The following is a 21473-nucleotide window of genomic DNA, read 5'->3' as shown; positions in this document are numbered from 1 at the left end:
AAATACGGAACGGCTGCAAGATCGCTCTTACACCGTTCCGTATATTTATACCCATTTTTTCAAGTTATTCATACTATTACAGCTGCGATTAACCCACAAGTTTGGAAAAATCGGCAAAACGCTTCAGTTCTCTATCAATGGCGGCCAGCAAAGCCAAACGGTTATTACGGATCGCATCATCCTCAGCCATAACCATTACGGAATCAAAGAACGCCGTCACCGCAGGAGTAATGGACGAAGCAAGTGCTAAAGCTCGCGTAGCATCGCCTTCCTGCAAGGCTGTATAATAAGATTCATAAACGCCGTACCATGTTTCATAGAGCGTTTTTTCGCCCTGTTCCGTAAATTCACCCGTATTAACTGATGCATGAACAGCTTTTGCAGCCAAATTGCCTACACGGTTAAACGACTCTACCGTTGCTTTAAAGGTATCTCCCGTTTGTACCGCATTCATCAGGGCTGCTCCGCGATCAACGACAGAAGCAACATCATCAAATCCGGCAGCAAGCACAGCGTCTACGACGTCATAACGAAGCGTCTCGGACAACAGTTTTTTCACCCGCAAACCAAAGAATTCATGTAACTCTTTACGAATTTCATCGGCAGAACGTTTCATATTTCCAAGGTTGTCGTGTACGTCAAGTGCAATATTGAACACATCAGACAAAGTTGCTGAAAGATTACGGTCCAGCAAAATTTGCACAATACCTGCGGCCTGGCGACGAAGCGCATAAGGGTCCTGTGAGCCTGTCGGAATAATACCGATGGAGAAACAGCCGGTGATCGTATCTATTTTGTCAGCAATACTCACAATAGCTCCAGCGTTCGTAGAAGGAACCGTTTCTCCGGCAAAACGCGGCTGATAATGCTCAAATACCGCTCTCGCCACTTCTTCCTTCTCTCCAGCCTTACGAGCATAATCCTCACCCATAACTCCTTGCAGTTCCGGGAATTCATATACCATTTGCGTTACCAGATCAAACTTACAAATATCTGCTGCCCGACTAACCGACTCCAGTGTATCCGGGGAAACCCGCAGCTTCTCAGCTAAAGCATCGGCAATACGACGAATCCGACGTACCTTGTCTCCAACCGATCCCAATTCCTCGTGGAAAACGATGCTTTCCAGCTTGGAGAGCGCATCCTTGATTTCCAGTCTCTGATCTTCTTCATAAAAGAATTTGGCATCAGATAGCCGTGCGCGCAATACTTTTTCGTTCCCTTTGGAAATAACATCCAGCGATTGACTTCCACCGTTACGTACAGTAACAAAGTATGGCAGCAGTTCTCCCGCACGATCCAGCACCGGGAAATAGCGTTGATGCTCACGCATGGAAGTAATCAGCACATCCTTCGGAATGTTGAGGAACGATGGATTAAAACCTCCAAACAGTACCGTCGGCGTTTCGACCAGATACAGCACTTCTTCCAGCAGATCATCCTTAACCGCGATCGTCCAGTCTTTTTCGGCTGCCAATGCTTCAATCTGCTTTACAATAATGGACTGGCGTTCCGCAATATCCACAATGACATGCTGTTTACGAAGCGCCTCAACATAGTCTGCCGGACTTTTCACAACGGTATTCTGCCCGAGAAAACGATGTCCTCTTGTCACATTCCCGGATTGTACCCCGGCAATTTCCAAGTTAACAATATCGTTACCAAACAAGGCGATCAACCAGCGGATTGGGCGAACAAACTTAAAGTCATAGCTGGCCCAACGCATAAATTTAGGGAAGGTCATGGCATGCAAAATATGCAATAAGCCTTCGGACAGCACTTCCGCTGTCGGTACACCTATACTGCTCTTGGTCGCGTAAATATACTCCACGCCTCCAAGCTCCTTGAATGTAAACTGTTCAGGATCAACACCTTGGCTACGGGCAAAGCCGAGAGCTGCCTTGCTCCAATTGCCGGCTTCATCAAGTGCGATTTTGCGGGAAGGACCCTTCACTTCTTCGTTAATATCCTCCTGCTTGTCGGCTACCGCCTTAACCAGCACCGTCAGACGACGAGGGGTAGCATAAGCTTCTACATCACCATGAGCAATACGTGAGCTGTCCAGCCATGCAGTCATACGCTCCTTCAACTGCTGAATCGCAGCAGGGATAAAACGGGCGGGCACTTCTTCCAAACCGATTTCAAACAGCAAATCCTTAGACATGTGCCGCACCTCCTTTCTTCAACAACGGGAAGCCCAGCTTCTCACGTTCCTCCAGATAAGTTGCAGCCACCTGACGGGCCAAATTCCGCACACGCATAATAAATCCGGTCCGTTCCGTTACACTGATTGCCCCGCGGGCATCCAGCAAGTTAAACGCATGAGAGCATTTCAGCACATAATCATAGGCTGGAAATACAAGGTGCTGCGCCATGGCTTTATTCGCTTCTTCTTCAAACATATTAAAAAGGGTGAATAGCATTTTGACATCAGATACTTCAAACGTATATTTAGAATGCTCAAATTCAGGCTGGTGAAAAACATCACCATACGTGATGCCGTTCACCCACTCCAGATCGAACACGTTCTCCTTGTCCTGAATGTAGGAAGCAAGACGCTCCATACCATACGTAATTTCAACCGCAACCGGACTGGCATCAATACCGCCCACTTGCTGAAAATACGTGAACTGGGTAATTTCCATACCATCCAGCCATACTTCCCAGCCTAATCCCCATGCTCCCAGCGTTGGCGCTTCCCAGTTATCTTCAACGAAGCGAATATCATGCTCCAGCGGATTAATACCAAGGCGGCTCAAGCTCTCCAGATACAACTCCTGAATGTTATCAGGGGATGGCTTCAAAACAACCTGAAACTGGTGATGCTGATACAGACGATTAGGGTTCTCTCCATAACGTCCATCTGCGGGGCGGCGGGACGGCTCGACATAAGCTACATTCCACGGCTCAGGTCCAATCGAACGCAAATACGTCATCGGGTTCATTGTTCCTGCCCCTTTTTCCGTGTCATACGGCTGTACAATAATACAGTTGTGCTCAGCCCAAAATTGTTGCAGTGTCAAAATCATCTGCTGAAAATTCATGGTACACACTTCCCTTCCAAATTACCTCAAATGGTGGTGATCATTCTTCGTAAAGCTTCTATGTACAGGGCCGCCAATTTCCAACAAGCATCGCCAGAGACAGCAAAAAGCCCCGCCTCTACGCCTGTACAGACGTAGGGACGAGAGCTGGCTCCCGCGGTTCCACCCTACTTGATTGCAGTCCTTCATCACCAACCAGACCGTAATCCTCTTTTCCGTGTCCAATCAGATGCTCCCGAGTGCCTTATTCACGAAGATTTCCCGCCAGGCTTGCACCATCCCCGACTCGCTTACTCTAGAGAATAAACTCCGCTACTTTCTCGTTCAATGCCTCTGCTCCCAAAGGAGATATATAGTAGAATATTACACGTTTTCAGCAGCATAGTCAAGGGAGCAAGAGGTTTCACATATCATACTTGTCGAGCTGATCCAGAAAATGACGGGATTTTAGCTTGACCTCCAGCTGCATATCCATGAACTGTCGCATGACATGTTTGATTTCCAGCTTGGTCGAGTCCTTCACATCAATGTTGCCGAGCCGGTTTAAATCCATTCTCGCAAACAAACGTAACAGCTTCAATGTACGCGGTGTGACACTCAATGCAGCCGGATCAAAATGCTTATAGCCTCGACACAAAACTCCACCCAGCCTTGGACTAATAAACATATCTTCATCAGCACACTCTTGTCCGCTGGAAATACAGGCATCAAGCTGGGGAGCATATCCGGCCGCCTGCAATATTTTAAATTCATAAATGCTCATGACGATCAGCGGATCTTTGCCGCTCTCCAACGCTTCCAGACATGCTTTAAGATGCTTAAACCAGAAGGTGCCCGTTTCTTCATCATGTAGTACCCGGTCGAGCAATTCACAGGCATATGAGGCGTAAGCGGCCTTGGTAATATCCTCGCGCAGTGTATGGTGGGATTGGATAATTTCACCAGCATTCAACGTGCCTAAGCCGGTATTTCGAAAAAAAACAAATTCACCATACGTAAACGGCTGCGTTAAAGCGGCATGACGGCTTTTGGGCTTCTTGGCCCCTCTGACCAGCACGCCTGTCTTACCACCGCTCTCGGTGCAAAGCGTAATAATTTTGTTCCCCTCACCGTAATCCATGCTGCGGATGACGATTCCTTCCACCCTGTAAAGCATGCCTCTTCCCCCAAACATTCGCGAAGAAGCCAGTGACTCGCGCTATTCACGGGCTTCTTCATGCTCGTCCGACTCTCCTTCATCCGTGTCTTGCTCCCATGTCACGGCGCTCTCCCTGTATAACAGATACGCACCGACATCCCCAGTCATCGCAAAATACTTCCACGAAAAATCTCGCAATCGTATTCATCCTTTCTTCGGAAATGACGTTTGCATCTCAAAATTAGAATGATGCGAAGAGAGGTGAAGTATGCGATGAAATAAATGGGTTGCTGTTAAAAAGGCTGCTACTGAGGCGCTGCTGAGACGCTCCGCTACAGCGTACATACAGTTACACAACCTTTTTTAAAAGCATTCATTTTTTCAGTGCTGGAAATGAGGGTATGGGAAGTACCAAGAGTTAAGCGCCGCACATTCGCGGCGCTTTTGAATACCGAAGACACTACACTTCTCATGTATCAGGTAAGGTTAGTCGGGACGGCTTTTTTGGTGCTTAAAAGACCAAACATATTTAGTTTCAACTTATTTGTTTTTAAGCGTCGCGGTGGAAGCCGAGGTCACGCAGTACACGATCCTGGTTACGCCAGTCTTTTTTGACCTTTACCCACAGTTCCAGGAAAATTTTGGAACCCAATAGGTTTTGGATATCTATGCGTGCCTGTTTGCCCACTTCCTTGAGCAGGGCTCCCTGCTTACCGATAATAATACCCTTCTGGGAATCCCGTTCCACAAAAATAACAGCCATAATATGCACTACGCCGTTGTCCTGTACCTTCATGTCTTCAATCATGACTGCAATTGAATGTGGTACTTCCTCACGAGTCATATGCAAAATCTTCTCCCGTACCAGCTCGGCAATAACAAATTGCTCTGGATGGTCGGTAATTTGGTCATCCGGGTAATACTGAGGGCCTTCAGGCAAGTATTTTTGTACCTGCTCCAGCAAACGGTTCACATTGTTGCCCATTTTAGCCGAGATCGGCACAATTTCTGCGAAGTCGTACAGCTTGCGATATTGCTCAATCAGGGGCAGCAGTGCTTCCGGCTCAATACGGTCAATTTTATTTAAAACAAGAATAACTGGCGTTTTTACCTGTTTCAGCTGCTCGGCAATAAAACGGTCGCCTCCGCCTAATCCTTCAGCGGCATCAATAAGAAAAAGTACAGCCTCAACCTCGCCCAACGTATTAAAGGCCGTCTGATTCATGTAGTCACCCAGTTTAGACTGACGCTTATGAATGCCCGGTGTATCCAAAAATACAATTTGTGTGTCCTCTGTAGTAAATACCCCGTGTATTTTGTTACGCGTGGTTTGGGGCTTGTCCGACATAATGGCGATTTTCTGGCCGATGACATGGTTCATCAGAGTTGATTTTCCTACATTGGGTCTGCCGACAATCGCAACAAAGCCTGATTTAAAGTGTTTCTTAGCCATTTCGTTTCCTCCAGCACTATTAAGCGCCTATTTTTTGGTTTTTGGGTTAGGTCTTTTCCATTAAAAAAGCTGACTAATCAGGGACAACAACGGCATGTAAAACACAAATATACCAATAATTACAGCAAAAACCGCTGCCAGGAGCACAGCTCCGGCGGCGGTGTCTTTAGCCGCTTTGGCCAGCGGATGGATATCAGGCGAGATTAAATCGATCGCTGCTTCAACAGCGGTATTGATCAGCTCGGCTACGATTACCATGGCAATCGCCATAGAGACAAATAACCAGTCGAGCCGGGAGATGCGCAGGCTTGAGCCTACTGCGATGACGAGAAACGCCATGACCACATGTATCCGCATATTTAATTGCGTGCGCAGAGCATACATCACGCCTTCTGCGGCATAACGAAAGGTCTTTCTCCAAGACTGCCGTCTCATTACCGTGTCAACCCCACTTGAGCCAGTACCGCCTCTTGCTTGCCCATCATTTCAGCCTCACTGGCTTCATCCTGATGATCATAGCCCAACAAATGCAAGAAGCCGTGAACAAACAAAAATCCGATTTCACGCTCAATGGAATGACCGTACTCCTCACTTTGAGCCTGAGCTGTCTGCACGGAAATAATAATATCCCCCAGCACATCCGGCACATCCTCCAGCGGTCCTTCGTCGTCCGGCTCATAGATGATTTCAAGCTCTTCATCCAGTGTTTCCTTCATGGCAAATGACAGCACATCGGTTGGACGGTCGATTCCCCGATAATCCCTGTTTAATTCATGAATTTGCTCATCATTCACGAAGGTGAGGGCCACCTCACCTTCCGTCACCCCTTCCACCTTGCCCGCTTCCTCCAATAGAGTGTTCAGCAAAGCAATCAAGGATTCATGGATTACCATATCGTTTTGTTCATTATTCCAAGCTAATTGAAGGCTCATGCCAACCGCTCCTTTTAATTCTAATGCTCCGCCACACTTCATGCACAAGCCTATGATGTTACGCTTTCCCGTTCTCAGGCTTTGGTCTTTCTTCGGGATACTCAATACGGGAATGGAAAGTTCCCATCACGGTTTCTTTAAGAGTTCGAGCAACAATATCAAGCTCCCGCATCGTTAGCTCACAATCGTTGAATTGGTGATCATCAAGACGACTTTTAATAATTTTTTCAATCATCGACTCCACCTGATCCACTGTTGGTTTCCGCAGGGAACGGACGGCTGCTTCCACACTATCAGCAATCCCGATTACAGCAGCCTCCTTAGACTGGGCTTTTGGCCCAGGATAGCGAAAATCATCCTCGGTAAAGTCCGGCTCTACGCCCTGTTCTTCCGCCTCACGCAGCGCCTTATGATAAAAATAGTGCAGAAATGTCGTTCCGTGATGCTGCTCGGCAATATCGCGAATCGGCTTGGGTAGCTTGTAATCCAATTGCATTTCCACACCATCACGGGCATGGGCAATAATGATGGACTTACTTAGCTTCGGCTCTATCGTATCATGCGGATTATCCATACCGTTCTGATTTTCAATGAAGTATGAAGGCCGCTTTGTTTTACCGATGTCATGATAATACGAACCGACACGGCACAACAAGCCGTTAGCACCTATAGCCTCCGCTGCTGCCTCTGACAGATTACCTACCATTACGCTGTGGTGATACGTACCCGGCGTCTCTGTAAGCAGCTTGCGCAGAAGCGGATGATTCGGGTTAGACAGCTCAACCAGCTTCAACGCTGACAAAATGCCAAAGGTAGACTCAAAAAATGGCATTAGACCAATAACAAGTACTGCTGTAATCAAACCGCCCGCAAAAGCAAAAGCTACCGCATAGAGCGTCGTCGTTTGAGTCCAGTTGCTTTGGTCGATCAGAGCCAGAGTGAAGACCGACACGGCGCCGAACAAGCATACCATAATCGCTCCTTTGAACAGCGTTGAACGCTGACTGGCTCGATGCGTCGAGAAAATCGACGCAAGACAAACCACAAGGGCAAAAAATCCGAAGTTAAAATCAAAAATTTGTCCTTGTCGGACATTCAAAATGACACTTGCCAATATACTGAATATAACGGCACAAACGAAGGCCAGCGACATATCGAGTAACAACGTTACGAGCATGGCTCCAAGCGCGATCGGCGCCAGATAGCCGAGATAAGACCGTTCACTGTCCTGCAATATGGCGGTTAACATCATTGCGCCTACCGTGATCACAAAAATCAACACCAGCATGAGCAACTGTGCATTGTTATACTTGAAACGGCGTGTTCGTGATTGGAACTGGCGAATATACATAAACAGTCCCAAGGCCAGCATCGCAGACAGCATCAACAGGCCAAATTGCGGCCAATAGTTGATCTTATCCTTTAGAAGCTCGTTTTCATCCAGTAAAGTGTAGATTTCCTGGGTAATAATCTCGCCTTTCTTGACGAGCACTTCACCCTGTTTGATGTAGACTGTCGGTGTATCTTCACGGGCCTGTACCCTAGCGTCCTTCGTAGCTGTATCATCATAAAACTTGTTGGCCGTAATCACAAGCCTTGCAAGCTCCTGAACGACTTCACGAGAGGTGCGCTTGGTAAGCGTACTCGTACTGACCCGCTCGGCCACCTTGGCCCGGGCTGTTTGTGCATCTGTAATCTGATCGTTCATCAATCCGGTCACGATTTCACGAGCAACCGGCCGCATCTCTGCAATATCCTCAGACGTGAGACGCGGAATTTTGATAAAGGTTTCCTCCGGAATGCGGTAAGTTTGCTCTTTTGTTTTTTTCAGCACTTCGTCCAATAGCTTTTCCGGATAGGCATCGGCATTACGGCTATTGTTCACAAAATTTTGCACAAATTCCCGCGCACGCTGAGGAATCTCGTCTTTGTAAATGGAAATTTTATCAGATCTGGAAACCTGGTCATCCTGATTGAGTCGTTCAATTCGGTCCAAAATACCAGTAATCAGGTTATCGTTGCGAATCGGTACAATCGTATACATGGGCTGTACCCGTTCGGCAGACTCTTCCTGAGCCTTTAACGTCGCTTTGCTGTTGGGAAGTTGCATCGGAGCAACAATTTCCTTTTCACTTGGCTGGTTTACCCGAATGTCATAGCGCTCGGGAAGCAGCTTTGAGGCTAAACCGATGTAAAAAAGAACCACTAAAAATAAAAACAGAAGATAGCGTGTTGCCACGCTATACTTCCATCCGCTCATTCTATGCTGGAACGTTTTGCCCTTAGACAATTCCTTCGAGGTCATCTGAAACAATCCCTCTCCATCATCTTTTTCAAGACAGCTACGCTGCTTATTTTCATACTTCTGATAGCTTCACATCCGTGATATGAAGGCTTATCCCTGATTTTCGGCAACCTGGTCGTAAGCCACGATGATTTTCTGAACCAGGGAGTGACGGACAACATCCTCTTGTGCAAAATGTACGAAGCCTATTTCCTCAATTCCCTGTAAAATCGCATTTGCTTCAATCAGACCGGATTTTTTGCCACGAGGCAAATCAATTTGCGTAACATCACCAGTGATGACCATTTTGGAGCCAAAGCCAAGTCGGGTCAAAAACATTTTCATTTGCTCCGGCGTGGTGTTTTGCGCTTCATCCAAAATAATGAACGAATCATCCAGCGTACGTCCCCGCATATAGGCCAGCGGCGCGATTTCAATCAACCCGCGCTCCAGTGCCTTTGCTGTCTGCTCCGGTCCCATAACATCGTACAACGCATCATACAACGGGCGCAGATACGGATCAACCTTTTCCTGCAAATCCCCTGGCAAAAAGCCTAGATTCTCGCCTGCTTCCACCGCAGGACGGGTTAATACAATACGCTTGACCGAACCTTCCTTCAGGGCTGCTACGGCCAGTACCACGGCCAAATACGTTTTTCCCGTACCCGCCGGGCCAATTCCAAATACGATATCACGTTTTTTTATCGTGGTTACATAGTGCTTTTGTCCAATTGTTTTGACACGGATCGGCTTGCCTCGGAAGGTGGTCGTGATTTCTCCCTTGAACAGATCAAGCAATTGATCGGCGCGTAAATCTTTTGCCAACTCAATCGCATAATGGACGTCTCTTTCGGTCAGGATATATCCATTACGAATTAACTGAAGTAGTACATCGAATAATTGTTCGAGTACTTCCACCTCATGGGCGTTGCCAAAAATATTGATTTCCGCCTCACGGGAATCCATTTTTGCAGGAACAGCCGCTTCAATCAATTTTAAAAAGGAATCCTGCGGGCCGAACAGCGCCTGTCCTTCTCCCGCATTGTTCAATGCAATTTGTATGCTGCGTTGTTGTTCTGCCAAATAGCCTCATTCTCCTTGGTTATGAACTAGCGGAAGTTCTTCCGCAATATTCTGTTCCACTTCAAAAAGCACTTTCATATAAACTTTACCATTCTCTCTCTTCTCATGCAAAATTTTTTGGCTCATTATTTTCGTTCCTCTACCGTATTTGGCTAAAATATCGGCTCGCGCCCCTTCTATTCCCCTATTTTGGGCTTCCGTTTCTGTAAGCTTATCCTCATGTATCTTTGTCTCCCTCACGTTTTCGGTCATCCAACCGACTGGAAGACGGAAGGAGCGCCACATCAGCGGGTCATGCTCAACTGTGGTTTTATGCGTGGAAAAAGGGATTTTTCCATATCCCCATAGCTGCACCGCGCGGTTGCCCAGCACCAGATACAGGCGTTCGTGATGGTTTCCAGTATATGTGCTGCTGCGTCGCACCGTCGGACTGCTGATTTCGTACTCATGCCACACGAGGCCCTTAATCTCCCCCTTGGCTACAACCTGCTGCTGATTCTCCTCATCTCCGAGCGTTCCCGAGATAAGAATGGCTCCTTTTTTGACACGTGTATTTTTATGCACGACAGGTCGACCCTGCTCGGCAAAAATTTCAGTGACTACCGCATCTGCCTTGCTGATGAGATGACGTGGATTGTAGAGCGGCTCAGGAGTTGGCTGTGAGGCCTCAACGACCTGAATCGTCACCGAGGTGCCCTGTTTCTCCACACCGATCCAGGACGCCTCAGGGAGCTTCTGCATGAGCGCACGCGAAAGCTTGTCCTGACTGGAAACACGGAAGCTCCATTGAAAAGGATATAGCCCCTCCTGACGGGCAGCCTTAAGTACAGCTTCCGTTGAGAGCTTGTCATTTCCCTTGACTTCAACGTCCCAGATGAGCGAAGACATCAGGAACAGGCCTACCCAGAATACAGCAAGTCCAACCAGGAAAAATTTGCGTTTTGCAAGCCGCGCAACAGTAAAGGGAATTCCCTGTCGCTTCAAAATATGCATTTTGCAGCCTGTCCTTCTCAAAAGCGGACGCAACAGGAAGACGTGCGGGAGCAGAAGGTTCATTTCTGCATGTTTTGTACCCATCGGCCGCACGTTCCAAACAGGTATTTGATGCTCAGTGAGCAGATTAATGAAAGCTTCCACGCTCTCGCCCTTGACAGCAAGGGTAACCGTGCCACGCAACTTTGTTAAAGCGGGATGTTTCATGAGCCCTCCTCCGTTCCTTCCAATTGGATATCCGTAATGTGTCCTTCCACACTTACCTGCTCAGGCACAATAGACGTAATGACAAGCCCATGCCCCATCACCCGCAGCCTGCCCTGCGCAAGCGCAAGTACAAGCCGATCTGGCGTGAAGTCCACGACGCCCCGGTGATTCTCCACATAAAGCTGGCGGCTGCCAATGAGAGTTAACCTCGGCAGGTCAAATAGAATGTCCTGCGGAAGTTCCAGCGTCTCACTGGCCCACTTTCGCAGTTTGCGGCTCATCCGGCTCATACGAGGGAATCTCCTTTCCTGTCATAAAAACAATTGTTACCCAACGGCTAATCATTGCTTTTATGGCAGCTACGCTGCTGATTTTCATTTTCTGTTATGTTCATCCAGTAGATCATAATCTTAGTCATTTTCATGGCAACTACGATGCTTTTTTATAAATTGCCGATGCCGCTTAGATATGGGCGTCGTTACAGCAGCGCCACAGATATCTGTACTGTACACTTTATGATCCAGCCGCCATATTTATGAAACGAAACTAACAATTCATCGTAGCCCTGATTTTGCATAGCAAGAGTCTGGATGCTTAAGTGCTTTTTCACCCCGCGTTGCAGCAAGCAGCTGATCAATGCTCTTTTTTCTGAACAAGCAAAATTCATCATTAAGGTAGACATAATGACAGGATTTCAGCTTACAAAAAAATGTGATAAACCCTTGCTATTACAGGGTTCATCACATCTTATATCAGGTTAAAAGAGGATCTATCGCTAAACTGATTTTTATTCTGAACTAGCCTATGTATTAGCACAAAAAATAGTCCGCACCAGCTAGAGCCGGGGCAGACTAAACCATTCATGCAAACTGCTTAAATAAAACGATACCAACTCATGTCTTTTTAACGTCTTCCTCCACCCATATAACGCTTGGAACGCGGTGGACCCAATATTTCTGCCCAGATCACGCCTCTCCGCAGGTCAGCCGCAGTTACTGTACTACGCTCCTGCGAAGCCCCCTCTGAGGCATCTGTAATCTCTCCTGACTCCCTTGCATTGGATATGCGGTCGAGACGGGCTAAAACCGATCTACGCTCTTCTTCCATGACCCGGATTCGATCCTCCAGAGTCGGACCGTTATCGAGGGAATCCCGATCCGTCTGCCGCTCTGTTTCCGTCCAATTATTCATTGGTTCATCCATATGCCGAGCTTCCACAACTACACGCCGTTCATCAGGAAACTGACGCTGCAATTCTCCGACAGTATCCTGTCTTTGCGGCTGGCGCTGCTCCTGCCTGTGTTCCGTAGAGAAAGGTCCCGAGGGTGACGAAGGTCCGCGAGAGCCGTGGTCGCCACCAAACGTAGGCATACCCTTTCCCGGCGGCGCTTTTCTCTCTGTGCTTTTCATGCTTTTGCCCAAAAAAGACACCAACGCAAAGCCGATCACAATCAGGATATACAAATGCTCAAAAATCCAGCTGATAAAGTTCATAACTCACCGCCTTGCTGCCGCAATTTAACGGCTATATCCTATGGTTAGTCCCGGTTTTTGTTGTCATTTCCCGAGTTTTCATTCGGTTTCCCCAAAGAGCCACGCATTTGCGTATCTGCCTCAATGTTTTTCAAATTCATATAGTCCATAACGCCAAGCTTTCCGCCACGCAGCGCCTCAGCCATTGCCAGCGGAACTTCGGATTCGGATTGAACCACACGCGCTCTCATCTCTACGACGCGCGCCTTCATTTCCTGCTCCTGCGCCACCGCCATTGCACGCCGTTCTTCCGCTTTCGCCTGCGCAATCCGTTTATCAGCTTCCGCCTGCTCGGTCTGCAGGAAGGCGCCAATGTTTTTACCTACATCAATGTCTGCAATATCAATAGACAAGATTTCAAACGCCGTCCCAGCATCCAAACCTTTGGATAGTACCGTTCTCGAAATGGAATCCGGGTTCTCCAGCACGTCCTTATGCGAATTACTGGAGCCGACAGTCGTAACGATCCCTTCACCGACCCGCGCAATAATCGTTTCTTCTCCGGCACCCCCGACGAGTCGATCAATGTTGGCACGCACTGTAACACGAGCCTTAACCTTCACTTCGATACCATCCTTGGCTACCGCAGCGACAGTAGGTGTCTCGATGACACGCGGATTAACGCTCATCTGGACCGCTTGCAGAACATCCCGACCCGCAAGGTCAATCGCAGCTGCGCGTTCAAATTCGAGCGGAATGTTGGCCCGCTGCGCAGCAATCAGCGCATTGATCACTCGGTCTACATTACCACCCGCCAGAAAATGACTTTCCAGTTGGTTGATATTTAAGCCCAGACCAGCCTTGGTTGCCTTAATCAGCGGATTCACAATCCGGCTTGGCGTTACACGACGTAACCGCATAGCTACCAGTGTAATGATGCTAATCCGCACCCCTGACGCCAACGCTGAAATCCACAGCATCACCGGGAAAAAACTGAAAAATACACTTAACACAATAATCACTACAACGGCAATCAGCAAAACGCTGACAATACCCGATTCGAACACTCGCATCATCCTCCATTAATCTAATTCTTCGTTTGTTTTCGCGTTTTAGACGCTGGTGTCCGTCTTGACCACAATGCGTCCACCTTCTACTTTGGATACGATAATGGGCATATCCGTAGCGATAAACTCGCCGTTCGTCACGACGTCCACACGTTCGTCAGCGATAAGCACGGTTCCTGCTGGACGAAGCGGTGTCAGACTCACACCTCTTTGTCCCAATAGCAATTCCCGATTCACTACTGAAGAAAAGCCTTGGTCAGCCGTCAAACTTTCTTTAAGTATAAAACGGTTCCATATTCCCCGATCCTTGAAAGCAATCCCTATGATCGCCACCACAGCAACGGCAGCAGCAAAGGCTATACCCAATGATATAAAAGCATGCTGCATGTTGTAGGCCGCGCGAACAACTCCGGCCACAAGACTGATGGAACCCAAAATACCCAGAATGCCAAAGCTTGGAATGAACATTTCAAGTATAAGCAAAGCCAGACCGATGATAAACAACAGCCACGTCTCGGAGCCTGCAAAGCCAGCAATATAATTGCCGAAAAAGTACAAACCAAATCCGAGCACACCTAAAATTCCCGGCACTCCAAAGCCCGGTACGAGTAGTTCAATGACAACACCTGCGATACCGATAAATAAAAGCAATGTCTGTACAATCGGGTTGGTCAATATCTCGGCTGCTTTTTCAGCCCATGTTCGCTCCACGTGAAATACATCATCCGTGCTATAGCCCATCCACTGGATAACTTCTTGTTCTGAAGATGCGATGTGATCCGCATAGCCCAGTTTAAGCGCTTCCTCGCTGGTTAAAGAAATGATCTGTCCTTTTTCTTTATTAAAGTTCAGCTCCGGTATAGCTACAGTAATTTTGGAGTCTACCATACCTCTCGCAATATCCGGGTTACGTCCGCCGGATTCTGCAGCAGATGCCATGCTGCTCTTCCACCAAGCCACCGTTTTTGGGTCAGTGATAGCTTGCCCTTTGCCGTCCACCAGTGCTGCTGCTCCAATGATGCTGCCCGGCTTCATAACAATTTTGTTTGCGCTTAACGCAATATAGCTCCCCGCAGAGGCCGCTTCGCCTCTTACATAGGCAACCGTCGGAATCGTACTGTCCTTAATCAGCTTGCCCAGCTTTTCCGCCGTATCTACACGTCCGCCTGGCGTATTAACATCCAGCACAATGAGGCCCGCTTTGGACTCCGCCGCTTCTGCAAAGCCGCGTTCCATAAAGCTGCCCAGTCCCTGTTCAATTTCCTGATCCACCGGTATAACAAACACAGCACCGCCTTTCACAGCGGCCGCCGCTGATCCCGAATGAAATAATGGCAACAGCAAAACAGATATCATGATCCACATGCTCCAAAAGATCATTTTGCGGCTGGAGTGGTGATGTTCTCTATGCATTACTCTCCCCCCTTTCGATCTTTCTATGTTATAGCATATCAAATTTTGTCAGGTAAACCATACAATTTTCAGGATTTATTGTGAAATTCTTGAGTATGCTGCTATCCTGATGGCTGTCATGTACTTTACGCACCCGATGGACATCACGTTTCAAATGATTATAGATAACGCTTACAAAAAAAGAACTATTTATAATAACAGCAGCCTAAAACCAGCGCAGCACCCTCTGTAAACAGAGGGTGCTGCGCTTTCCTGTTTGTCGCAGGTTTATTGCAGAAATTGCTGAACCGCTTGGTTCACGAGCTTACCGTCAGCGCGGCCTTTTACCTTAGGCATCAAGGCCGTCATTACTTTCCCCATCTCGGCTTTCGAAGAAGCACCGGTTTCCTGGATGGTCTGCTGTACAATAACTTTAATTTCTTCTTCAGAAAGTTGTTCGGGAAGGTACTGAGCGATGATCTCTATTTCTGCTTTAGTGCTTGTCGCAAGTTCATCACGACCGGCTTTTTCGAATTCATGGAGGGCATCTTTTCGCTGTTTGATCTCACGACTCAGAATATCAAGCACTTCGTTGTCGTCCAAATCCCGTTTCAAATCTATTTCAAGATTTTTAATCGTAGAACGAACCATTCGAATGGTGGAGAGTTTGAACTTGTCCTTACTCTTCATTGCTTGCTTCATATCTTCGTTCAATCGTTCGCTCAAATTCATGATTGCTTAGATCCTCCTAGAACTTTCTCTTACGAGCAGCCTCGGACTTTTTCTTGCGCTTTACGCTTGGCTTTTCATAATGCTTGCGTTTCTTCACCTCAGCCAATACGCCATCCTTAGCAATGGAACGTTTAAAGCGACGAAGTGCAGCATCAATTGTCTCGTTTTTGCGAACTTTAGTTTCAGACACCAGTTTTCCCTCCCTCCGACCAGACCGTCCAAGAGCAATAACACGGTTCATCAAATTTTATTATAGGTGAAACGGAAACCGGGTGTCAACCTATAAGAAAAAATGAATAAATAAAGGATACATATTTCTCCATTACGTCCGTATTACTGAAAGACAAGCACTGTCATTTTTAAGAATGTGAGTCCGAAATACCCGTCAAGGCACCCAATGGGGCACCGCCCAACAGATGATAATGCAGATGTCCAACCGCTTGCCCGCTATCCGGACCGCAGTTGTTAATCAACCGGTAACCCGATTCAGCGATACCCAGTTTTTTCGCCACCTCAACCGCAACACGATGAATCTCCGCAATCAGAGGAAGATCCTCTTCCGTCACAGCATTCATTGAAGGAATATATTTCTTCGGAATAATGAGCACATGTACTGGCGCCGCAGGCTGGATGTCATGAAATGCAAGCACATTGTCGGTTTCCAGCACTTTTTTGCTGGGGATGGTTCCATCCACAATTTTCAAAAACAAATCGTCCATTCAAAACCCTCCTTTGGCAGTGAGCCGATCATCAGATTCGAAAGTACAGAACCTTTGCTATCGGCATTCAAAGTTATGTATTTCCCACAACCGAATTAAACATATACAGTTATGGTTTGTTATACCTATGTTTCTATATGTATCATAACGGAAAAAGGGGCTTAATACCAGTTCCCTCTTCCCGCTTCTTCTATAATAGCTTTCACCCCTTCATCAATTTGATCTGGCTGAGCACGCGAAATACTGATGCGTAAAAACTTTTCGTGTTCCTTGTAATCGGATAAGTAAAATCCTTTACCAGATACCACCTCTATCTTTCTCACGGCAAGACGCTGCACCAAACGCTCCATGTTCACTGTCCGGGGCAGCTTCAACTGCATATACACTCCCGAGCTAACAGCCGACACTTCAATCACCCGATCCTGATTGTATCGCTCCACCGCCTGATTTAAAATGCGAATGCGTTCCGCATACAGGCTGCATATCGTGTGCTTGTGGCGTTCATACATTCCATTTTTAATATAAATATCAAGTGCGGCTTGAGATAAAATGGAGGTGTCGACGTATCTTTTGTATGCGCTGAACGTCTTTAACAGGGTTTCCGGCAAAACCGCCACGCCTAAGCGCAAGCCGGGGAAAATGATTTTCGAGAAGCTTTTTAAATAAATAACACGGTCTGTCTGATCGTACGCATATATAGGATCAAACAGGTGATCGATCCCCAAATCAGCCATGTAATCATCCTCTACGATGTACACATCGTATTTGGCAGCTAATGCGGCTATAGCCTTGCGTTCCTCTGTGTTGTAGGAGGTTCCAAGGGGATTATGATATCTTGACATGGTGTAAAAAAACTTGATGCTACCGTTCTTAAATTGATGCTCCAATTCCTGCAAATCCATACCTGCCGCTGTTCGGGCGATGGTGCTGACGGGTATGCTCTCTCCCTCCAAAAAACGCAAATAAATATCGTAGCTCGGCTGTTCTACCAAAACCGTCTTTTTGCCGTTCGGAAACGGCATTTTAGCAAGGATTTCCAGTGCCTGCTGAACACCAGAAGTGACGATAATCCGCTCCATTTTTGCAAATACCTGATTATCGGCCAAGTGAGAAACAAGCGTATGACGCAATGTCTCCAGTCCTTGCGAATCTCCATAGGTGAACAAATGATATTTGTACGTATCAATGGCCTGATTCAGACAGTGCTGAAAGTCCAGATACGGAAATACGTTTAAATCCGGGGAGGCCGAAGCAAAATCAATCGTTTCCTGAATATGACCTTGGCTACGGCTATGACGCAAATCGCCGGAGTTCTCCACCACATAATATCCGCTTTGCGGAATGGAATAGATGGCGTGTTTTTTTTCAAGTTCGGCGTATGCCCGCAAAATCGTGCTTTTGCTGCACCCGTACAACTCTGAAGCATCTCGGATCGAAGACAGCTTCTGACCCGAGCTGTATTGCCCCTCGCGGATTTTAAGCTCTATATCCGATAGAATTGAAATATATTTTTTCACAATGATCCTCCTGCCTGTTTATTTCACTTCCTACTTCTTTATACGGTTGATATTAACATGCTTTATGAATAACAAGGATGCCCCATTTTATAAAATTGTACCGATACAGTTATGATAATTTGATATCCCACAGGCTCGTCCATTGTTGTACCTTTAGTTCATCGGAGAGGACGTTAGCGAACATGGTCCCAAAGCATGAAAGAAAGGTAGGCAACTTATGGACACCCAAACAAAAGGATTAAAACTGGCTTATTTCTTTGCGGTGCTGAATGCTGCAATTATTGGATTTTCGTTTTTATTTACTAAAATGGCCCTGGTGCATGCCCATCCCATCGATACGCTGACTTATCGGTTTGCGGCTTCTTTTATAGTTCTGTCGATTCCGGTGGCCTTGGGGTGGATCAAGTTATCTTATCGGGGCAAACCCATATTTAAAGCGCTGCTGCTGGCTTTGATGTACCCGTTGGGATTTTTCACGCTACAAGCATTTGGATTACAACACGCAACCTCCGCTGAGGGAGGTATTATGTATGCCTTCACACCCGTTGTTACGATGATCATCGCTTCCCTATTTTTAAAAGAAACAACGACCCTTTTACAGAAGCTGTCGATCTTTTTATCTGTGTTCGGCGTTGTGTTCATCTTTATCATGAAAGGGAGCAGCTTTAACTTGTCCAATTTGGGCGGGCTCTCCATGCTCTTCCTGACGTGTGTAGCTTTTGCCGGATACAGCGTTTTGGCACGCTCTCTGTCGAAGCATTTTAGTCCGGCGGAAATCAGTTATTTTATGATGAGCATCGGATTTATTACATTTCTGGTCGTATCGCTCACGAAACATATTCAAGGTGGAACGCTGAGCCAGTTTGTCGCATTGTCCGGCAACGGCACTTTCGTACTGTCCATTATATATCTTGGCGTGGTGGCCTCGCTTATCACTTCACTGACCGCAAATTATGCCTTGTCCAAAATAGAAGCGTCGAAAATGAGCGTATTTACCAATCTGTCGACCATCGTGTCTATCGCAGCCGGGGCTTTGTTTATTGGCGAAGAAATAACAGTGTACCATCTGATTGGCTCGTTACTGATCATAGCCGGGGTGATCGGAACCAATTATTTGGGCCGGAAAAAGACAGTATCGCTTCGTGCAGACTCTACTAAAACATAGTCGCTTATAGAGAAGTGAGCTGGAAAAGAAAGATTGTTGAGATAGCTGAGGGCATGTTATAGGTAGAAAAAAAGAGGCTGTTTCTTCTTAGCGGAAGAAGCAGCCTTAAGTGTGTCATGATGACCCTACTATGGCGATTAAAAAACAGGGGTTTAATAATAAGGGAGCAGGCTGATTGCGGTCAGCGCAGCAAGCGGCAGGATCAGACGGTTAAAGCGCCGACGTCCATATGGGAAACCATATCCGTAGCCTATGCCGGGTACCGGGGCTGGGTACGGATATGGAGGGTAGGAAGCAAAGCCACCATAAGCACGGGAACCGCAGCCGCAATTGTTAGGCGGATAAGGGAGATTTACGTTCTCTGCTTCACCCACGGGAACTGCCAAATATAATTTCTCATCATCCACATGCTCCACAATTCCATCATACATCGTTCCATCCTTCACCCATACGCATACGTAGCGGTGCATATGCTGTTGACATAGCATTTTAGCATCCATTTTTTCTGGTGCAGTCCCTTTTTCGTTGGTCATACTTTTTTCCATGGTTGTTTCCTCCTAGGCTCTTGCATGTATACCGTATGTTATTCAAAAATGGGCTATGTGCTACATCAAATTGGGCGAATTCCGGCTTGCAAACAAAAAAAGAAGCACCCCGGAGGCTCTTGGTAGAGCCCCTCTGAACGGACGTATGACGGGAAGTTTCCTTCCGCAGCATACGTCCGCCGGGGTACTGTATGATTAACTTGTCGGCTTAGCTGTATTATAACAACACTTTGAAACTGTATCTGTGATCTGTGTCACGTTGCTTCAAAATGTTTCCATAACCACACGGGAGCCGCCTCCAGCCTGCTCTGCGGGAAGAACGACCAGCTTGCGCGGCAGACGGGCCCGCAGCTCGGGCACATGGCTGATCACGCCGACCGACAGTTGATCGTGATGCAGCTTTTCCAGCGAGGTGATCACCGTGTCCAGCAGTTCAGGGTCCAGCGTTCCAAAGCCTTCATCCAGAAAGAAAAATTGCAGCGGGTATTGGCCGCGCAATTGAATCTGGGCCGACAGCGCGAGTGCGAGCGACAAGGAGGTCAGGAACGTTTCACCGCCGGACAAGGTGGATACTGGACGCTTGACCCCGCCGTTGGCATCGTCACTAATGACAAAGCCACCGCTGGAGTCTACCTCTAGCGCGTAGCGTTGCTTGGTCAGAAAACGTAAACGGCGTGAAGCCGACTGACTGACCTGCATTAACTGCTCCTCGGCAATGTATTCCACGAAAGCGTTGCCCCGGAAAACGGACTGGAGCTTGGACATCTTTTCTGCCTCGCTGCGCAAATGTGTTCGATTGGATTCCAGCTCCATCCAGCGGACATGCCGATGCTGCAAATCCTCCAAATCACGCTCAGCCTTGGCACGATTCTGAAGCGACTCTTCATCACGTGTACGGCAATCACGCAGCTGGGCTGCGGCCGTTTCCCACTGTTCCTCGGTCACTGTTGCTCCATCCAGCTGTTCTTCCACATGCTTTAAACGGGAGGACAGCTCCTTTTCACGTTCCCGGTGCAGGCTCACTTCACGTTCATAACGTGCAGCTTCCTCCGGCCCGAGACAGCATTCCACGACCTCTGCTTCGGTAGCAAAAGGAGAGGCCTCCAGACGACTGCTCCAGCGGGACTCCGATATCTGCCGTCTTTCTTCTGCCGAATCGGATGCCTGCCGGGCAATCAGCGAAGCATGAACGGCTTGCTGCTTGCGTTCCTCCGCTTCAGCGCGGCGGCGTGCGGCGGCTTCGGCTCCGTTTCTCAGCCCTCGAAGGCGCGAGTTCGCTTCTTCCAGCAAGGAAGCCGCAGGGTCTTCTCCAACCCACTTGCGAAGCTGGACCATTTTTTCGCGCAGCAAGTCATCTTTATTCTGGAGTCCGGTACGACGGGCAATAATGATTTTGTCTTCCTCGATGATGCTCTGCTGGATCTGCTGAACACGGGCCGCCTTCTCTTCGAGGAAGGTCACGCTCGTCTCCAGCCGGGACCGCAGCTCTTCCGCACGCGTATCGCGCTCCTGCATGGCGCGATAAAGCTCCGCGGCTTCGCCCGGCGCCACGTTCGGCAGCTGCGCCGCCCATTCGGCACGCAATGCCCCGCTGCGCGTGGTGCATGCCTCGCGCTTGCTCCGCGCCTGCGTCAGCGCTGCGACAGCCGCCTCTTGCTCGGCGGCTGCGCGAATACGCCGCTGCTGTCCGGCGGCGTCCGCCTCGCGTAACGCGTGCGCCTCCGCAGGC

At 47.9% G+C, this 21473-nt stretch carries 21 protein-coding genes; 1 reads left to right on the top strand and 20 read right to left on the bottom strand.

Translation table 11 applies throughout. The features are described from left to right. Positions 1 to 88: 88 nt before the first annotated feature. From glyS to ACIFO6_RS13850, 18 genes are all read right to left on the bottom strand, one after another. The gene (glyS, locus tag ACIFO6_RS13935; protein ID WP_430041252.1) at positions 89 to 2164 is read right to left on the bottom strand and encodes a glycine--tRNA ligase subunit beta; all 2076 of its coding nucleotides are present in this window, start codon (positions 2162 to 2164) and stop codon (positions 89 to 91) included. Continuing rightward, entirely contained in the window at positions 2157 to 3044 is an 888-nt protein-coding gene (glyQ, locus tag ACIFO6_RS13930) for a glycine--tRNA ligase subunit alpha (RefSeq protein WP_430041251.1), read from the bottom strand. The genes glyS and glyQ overlap by 8 nt, the downstream gene beginning before the upstream one ends. A 403-nt stretch (positions 3045 to 3447) precedes the next feature. Next, positions 3448 to 4200, bottom strand: a complete 753-nt coding sequence (gene recO, locus ACIFO6_RS13925; RefSeq protein ID WP_430041250.1) for a DNA repair protein RecO — start codon at positions 4198 to 4200, stop codon at positions 3448 to 3450. Positions 4201 to 4242: 42 nt separating this feature from the next. Next, positions 4243 to 4380, bottom strand: coding sequence for a YqzL family protein (locus ACIFO6_RS13920; RefSeq protein ID WP_430041249.1), 138 nt, complete (start codon positions 4378 to 4380; stop codon positions 4243 to 4245). Between the two features lie 352 nt (positions 4381 to 4732). After that, entirely contained in the window at positions 4733 to 5635 is a 903-nt protein-coding gene (era, locus tag ACIFO6_RS13915) for a GTPase Era (RefSeq protein ID WP_430041247.1), read from the bottom strand. Positions 5636 to 5695: 60 nt separating this feature from the next. Then, entirely contained in the window at positions 5696 to 6070 is a 375-nt protein-coding gene (locus tag ACIFO6_RS13910; protein ID WP_430041246.1) for a diacylglycerol kinase family protein, read from the bottom strand. Continuing rightward, a complete protein-coding gene (gene ybeY / locus ACIFO6_RS13905) occupies positions 6070 to 6567 on the bottom strand; it encodes an rRNA maturation RNase YbeY (RefSeq protein ID WP_430041245.1) in 498 nt (165 codons plus the stop codon). Before ybeY ends, ACIFO6_RS13910 begins: the two co-directional genes overlap by 1 nt. 58 nt (positions 6568 to 6625) lie before the next feature. After that, complete coding sequence (locus ACIFO6_RS13900; RefSeq protein ID WP_430041244.1) at positions 6626 to 8872, bottom strand: HD family phosphohydrolase; 2247 nt, start codon at positions 8870 to 8872, stop codon at positions 6626 to 6628. 90 nt (positions 8873 to 8962) lie between these two features. After that, entirely contained in the window at positions 8963 to 9934 is a 972-nt protein-coding gene (locus ACIFO6_RS13895) for a PhoH family protein (RefSeq protein WP_014282491.1), read from the bottom strand. Positions 9935 to 9940: 6 nt separating this feature from the next. Next, complete coding sequence (gene yqfD / locus ACIFO6_RS13890) at positions 9941 to 11134, bottom strand: sporulation protein YqfD (protein ID WP_430041243.1); 1194 nt, start codon at positions 11132 to 11134, stop codon at positions 9941 to 9943. Continuing rightward, positions 11131 to 11424 (bottom strand): sporulation protein YqfC, encoded by a 294-nt coding sequence (gene yqfC / locus ACIFO6_RS13885; protein ID WP_430041242.1) that lies wholly within the window; start codon positions 11422 to 11424, stop codon positions 11131 to 11133. The genes yqfD and yqfC overlap by 4 nt, the downstream gene beginning before the upstream one ends. Before the next feature lie 613 nt (positions 11425 to 12037). After that, a complete protein-coding gene (locus ACIFO6_RS13880) occupies positions 12038 to 12628 on the bottom strand; it encodes a hypothetical protein (protein WP_430041241.1) in 591 nt (196 codons plus the stop codon). A gap of 44 nt (positions 12629 to 12672) precedes the next feature. Beyond that, the gene (gene floA / locus ACIFO6_RS13875; protein WP_430041240.1) at positions 12673 to 13674 is read right to left on the bottom strand and encodes a flotillin-like protein FloA; all 1002 of its coding nucleotides are present in this window, start codon (positions 13672 to 13674) and stop codon (positions 12673 to 12675) included. A 45-nt stretch (positions 13675 to 13719) separates the two neighbouring features. Continuing rightward, positions 13720 to 15087 carry an NfeD family protein gene (locus ACIFO6_RS13870; RefSeq protein WP_430041239.1) on the bottom strand — a complete coding sequence of 456 codons (1368 nt, stop codon included), beginning with the start codon at positions 15085 to 15087 and terminating at the stop codon, positions 13720 to 13722. Between the two features lie 267 nt (positions 15088 to 15354). Further along, positions 15355 to 15798, bottom strand: coding sequence for a GatB/YqeY domain-containing protein (locus ACIFO6_RS13865; RefSeq protein ID WP_013311146.1), 444 nt, complete (start codon positions 15796 to 15798; stop codon positions 15355 to 15357). 16 nt (positions 15799 to 15814) lie between these two features. Continuing rightward, positions 15815 to 15988, bottom strand: coding sequence for a 30S ribosomal protein S21 (gene rpsU / locus ACIFO6_RS13860; RefSeq protein ID WP_005547957.1), 174 nt, complete (start codon positions 15986 to 15988; stop codon positions 15815 to 15817). A gap of 169 nt (positions 15989 to 16157) precedes the next feature. Further along, on the bottom strand, positions 16158 to 16517 hold the full coding sequence (locus tag ACIFO6_RS13855; RefSeq protein ID WP_014282498.1) for a histidine triad nucleotide-binding protein: 360 nt from the start codon (positions 16515 to 16517) through the stop codon (positions 16158 to 16160). A gap of 161 nt (positions 16518 to 16678) precedes the next feature. Further along, positions 16679 to 18034, bottom strand: coding sequence for a PLP-dependent aminotransferase family protein (locus ACIFO6_RS13850; RefSeq protein ID WP_430041238.1), 1356 nt, complete (start codon positions 18032 to 18034; stop codon positions 16679 to 16681). A 217-nt stretch (positions 18035 to 18251) separates the two neighbouring features. Between ACIFO6_RS13850 and ACIFO6_RS13845 the strand changes: the two genes are divergently transcribed. Next, positions 18252 to 19199 carry a DMT family transporter gene (locus ACIFO6_RS13845; protein ID WP_430041237.1) on the top strand — a complete coding sequence of 316 codons (948 nt, stop codon included), beginning with the start codon at positions 18252 to 18254 and terminating at the stop codon, positions 19197 to 19199. A 152-nt stretch (positions 19200 to 19351) separates the two neighbouring features. Here the strand turns inward: ACIFO6_RS13845 and ACIFO6_RS13840 are convergent, their stop codons facing one another. Together ACIFO6_RS13840 and ACIFO6_RS13835 are read right to left on the bottom strand one after the other, a co-directional pair. Next, positions 19352 to 19744, bottom strand: a complete 393-nt coding sequence (locus tag ACIFO6_RS13840) for a hypothetical protein (protein ID WP_342414922.1) — start codon at positions 19742 to 19744, stop codon at positions 19352 to 19354. Between the two features lie 264 nt (positions 19745 to 20008). After that, the coding region (locus tag ACIFO6_RS13835) for an SbcC/MukB-like Walker B domain-containing protein (RefSeq protein ID WP_430041236.1) at positions 20009 to 21473 on the bottom strand (1465 nt) is incomplete at its 5' end.

It is taken from the genome of Paenibacillus sp. NRS-1781, assembly GCF_050467745.1.
GTDB lineage: Bacteria > Bacillota > Bacilli > Paenibacillales > Paenibacillaceae > Paenibacillus > Paenibacillus terrae_A.
This window is presented reverse-complemented; position numbering and strand designations above follow the sequence as displayed.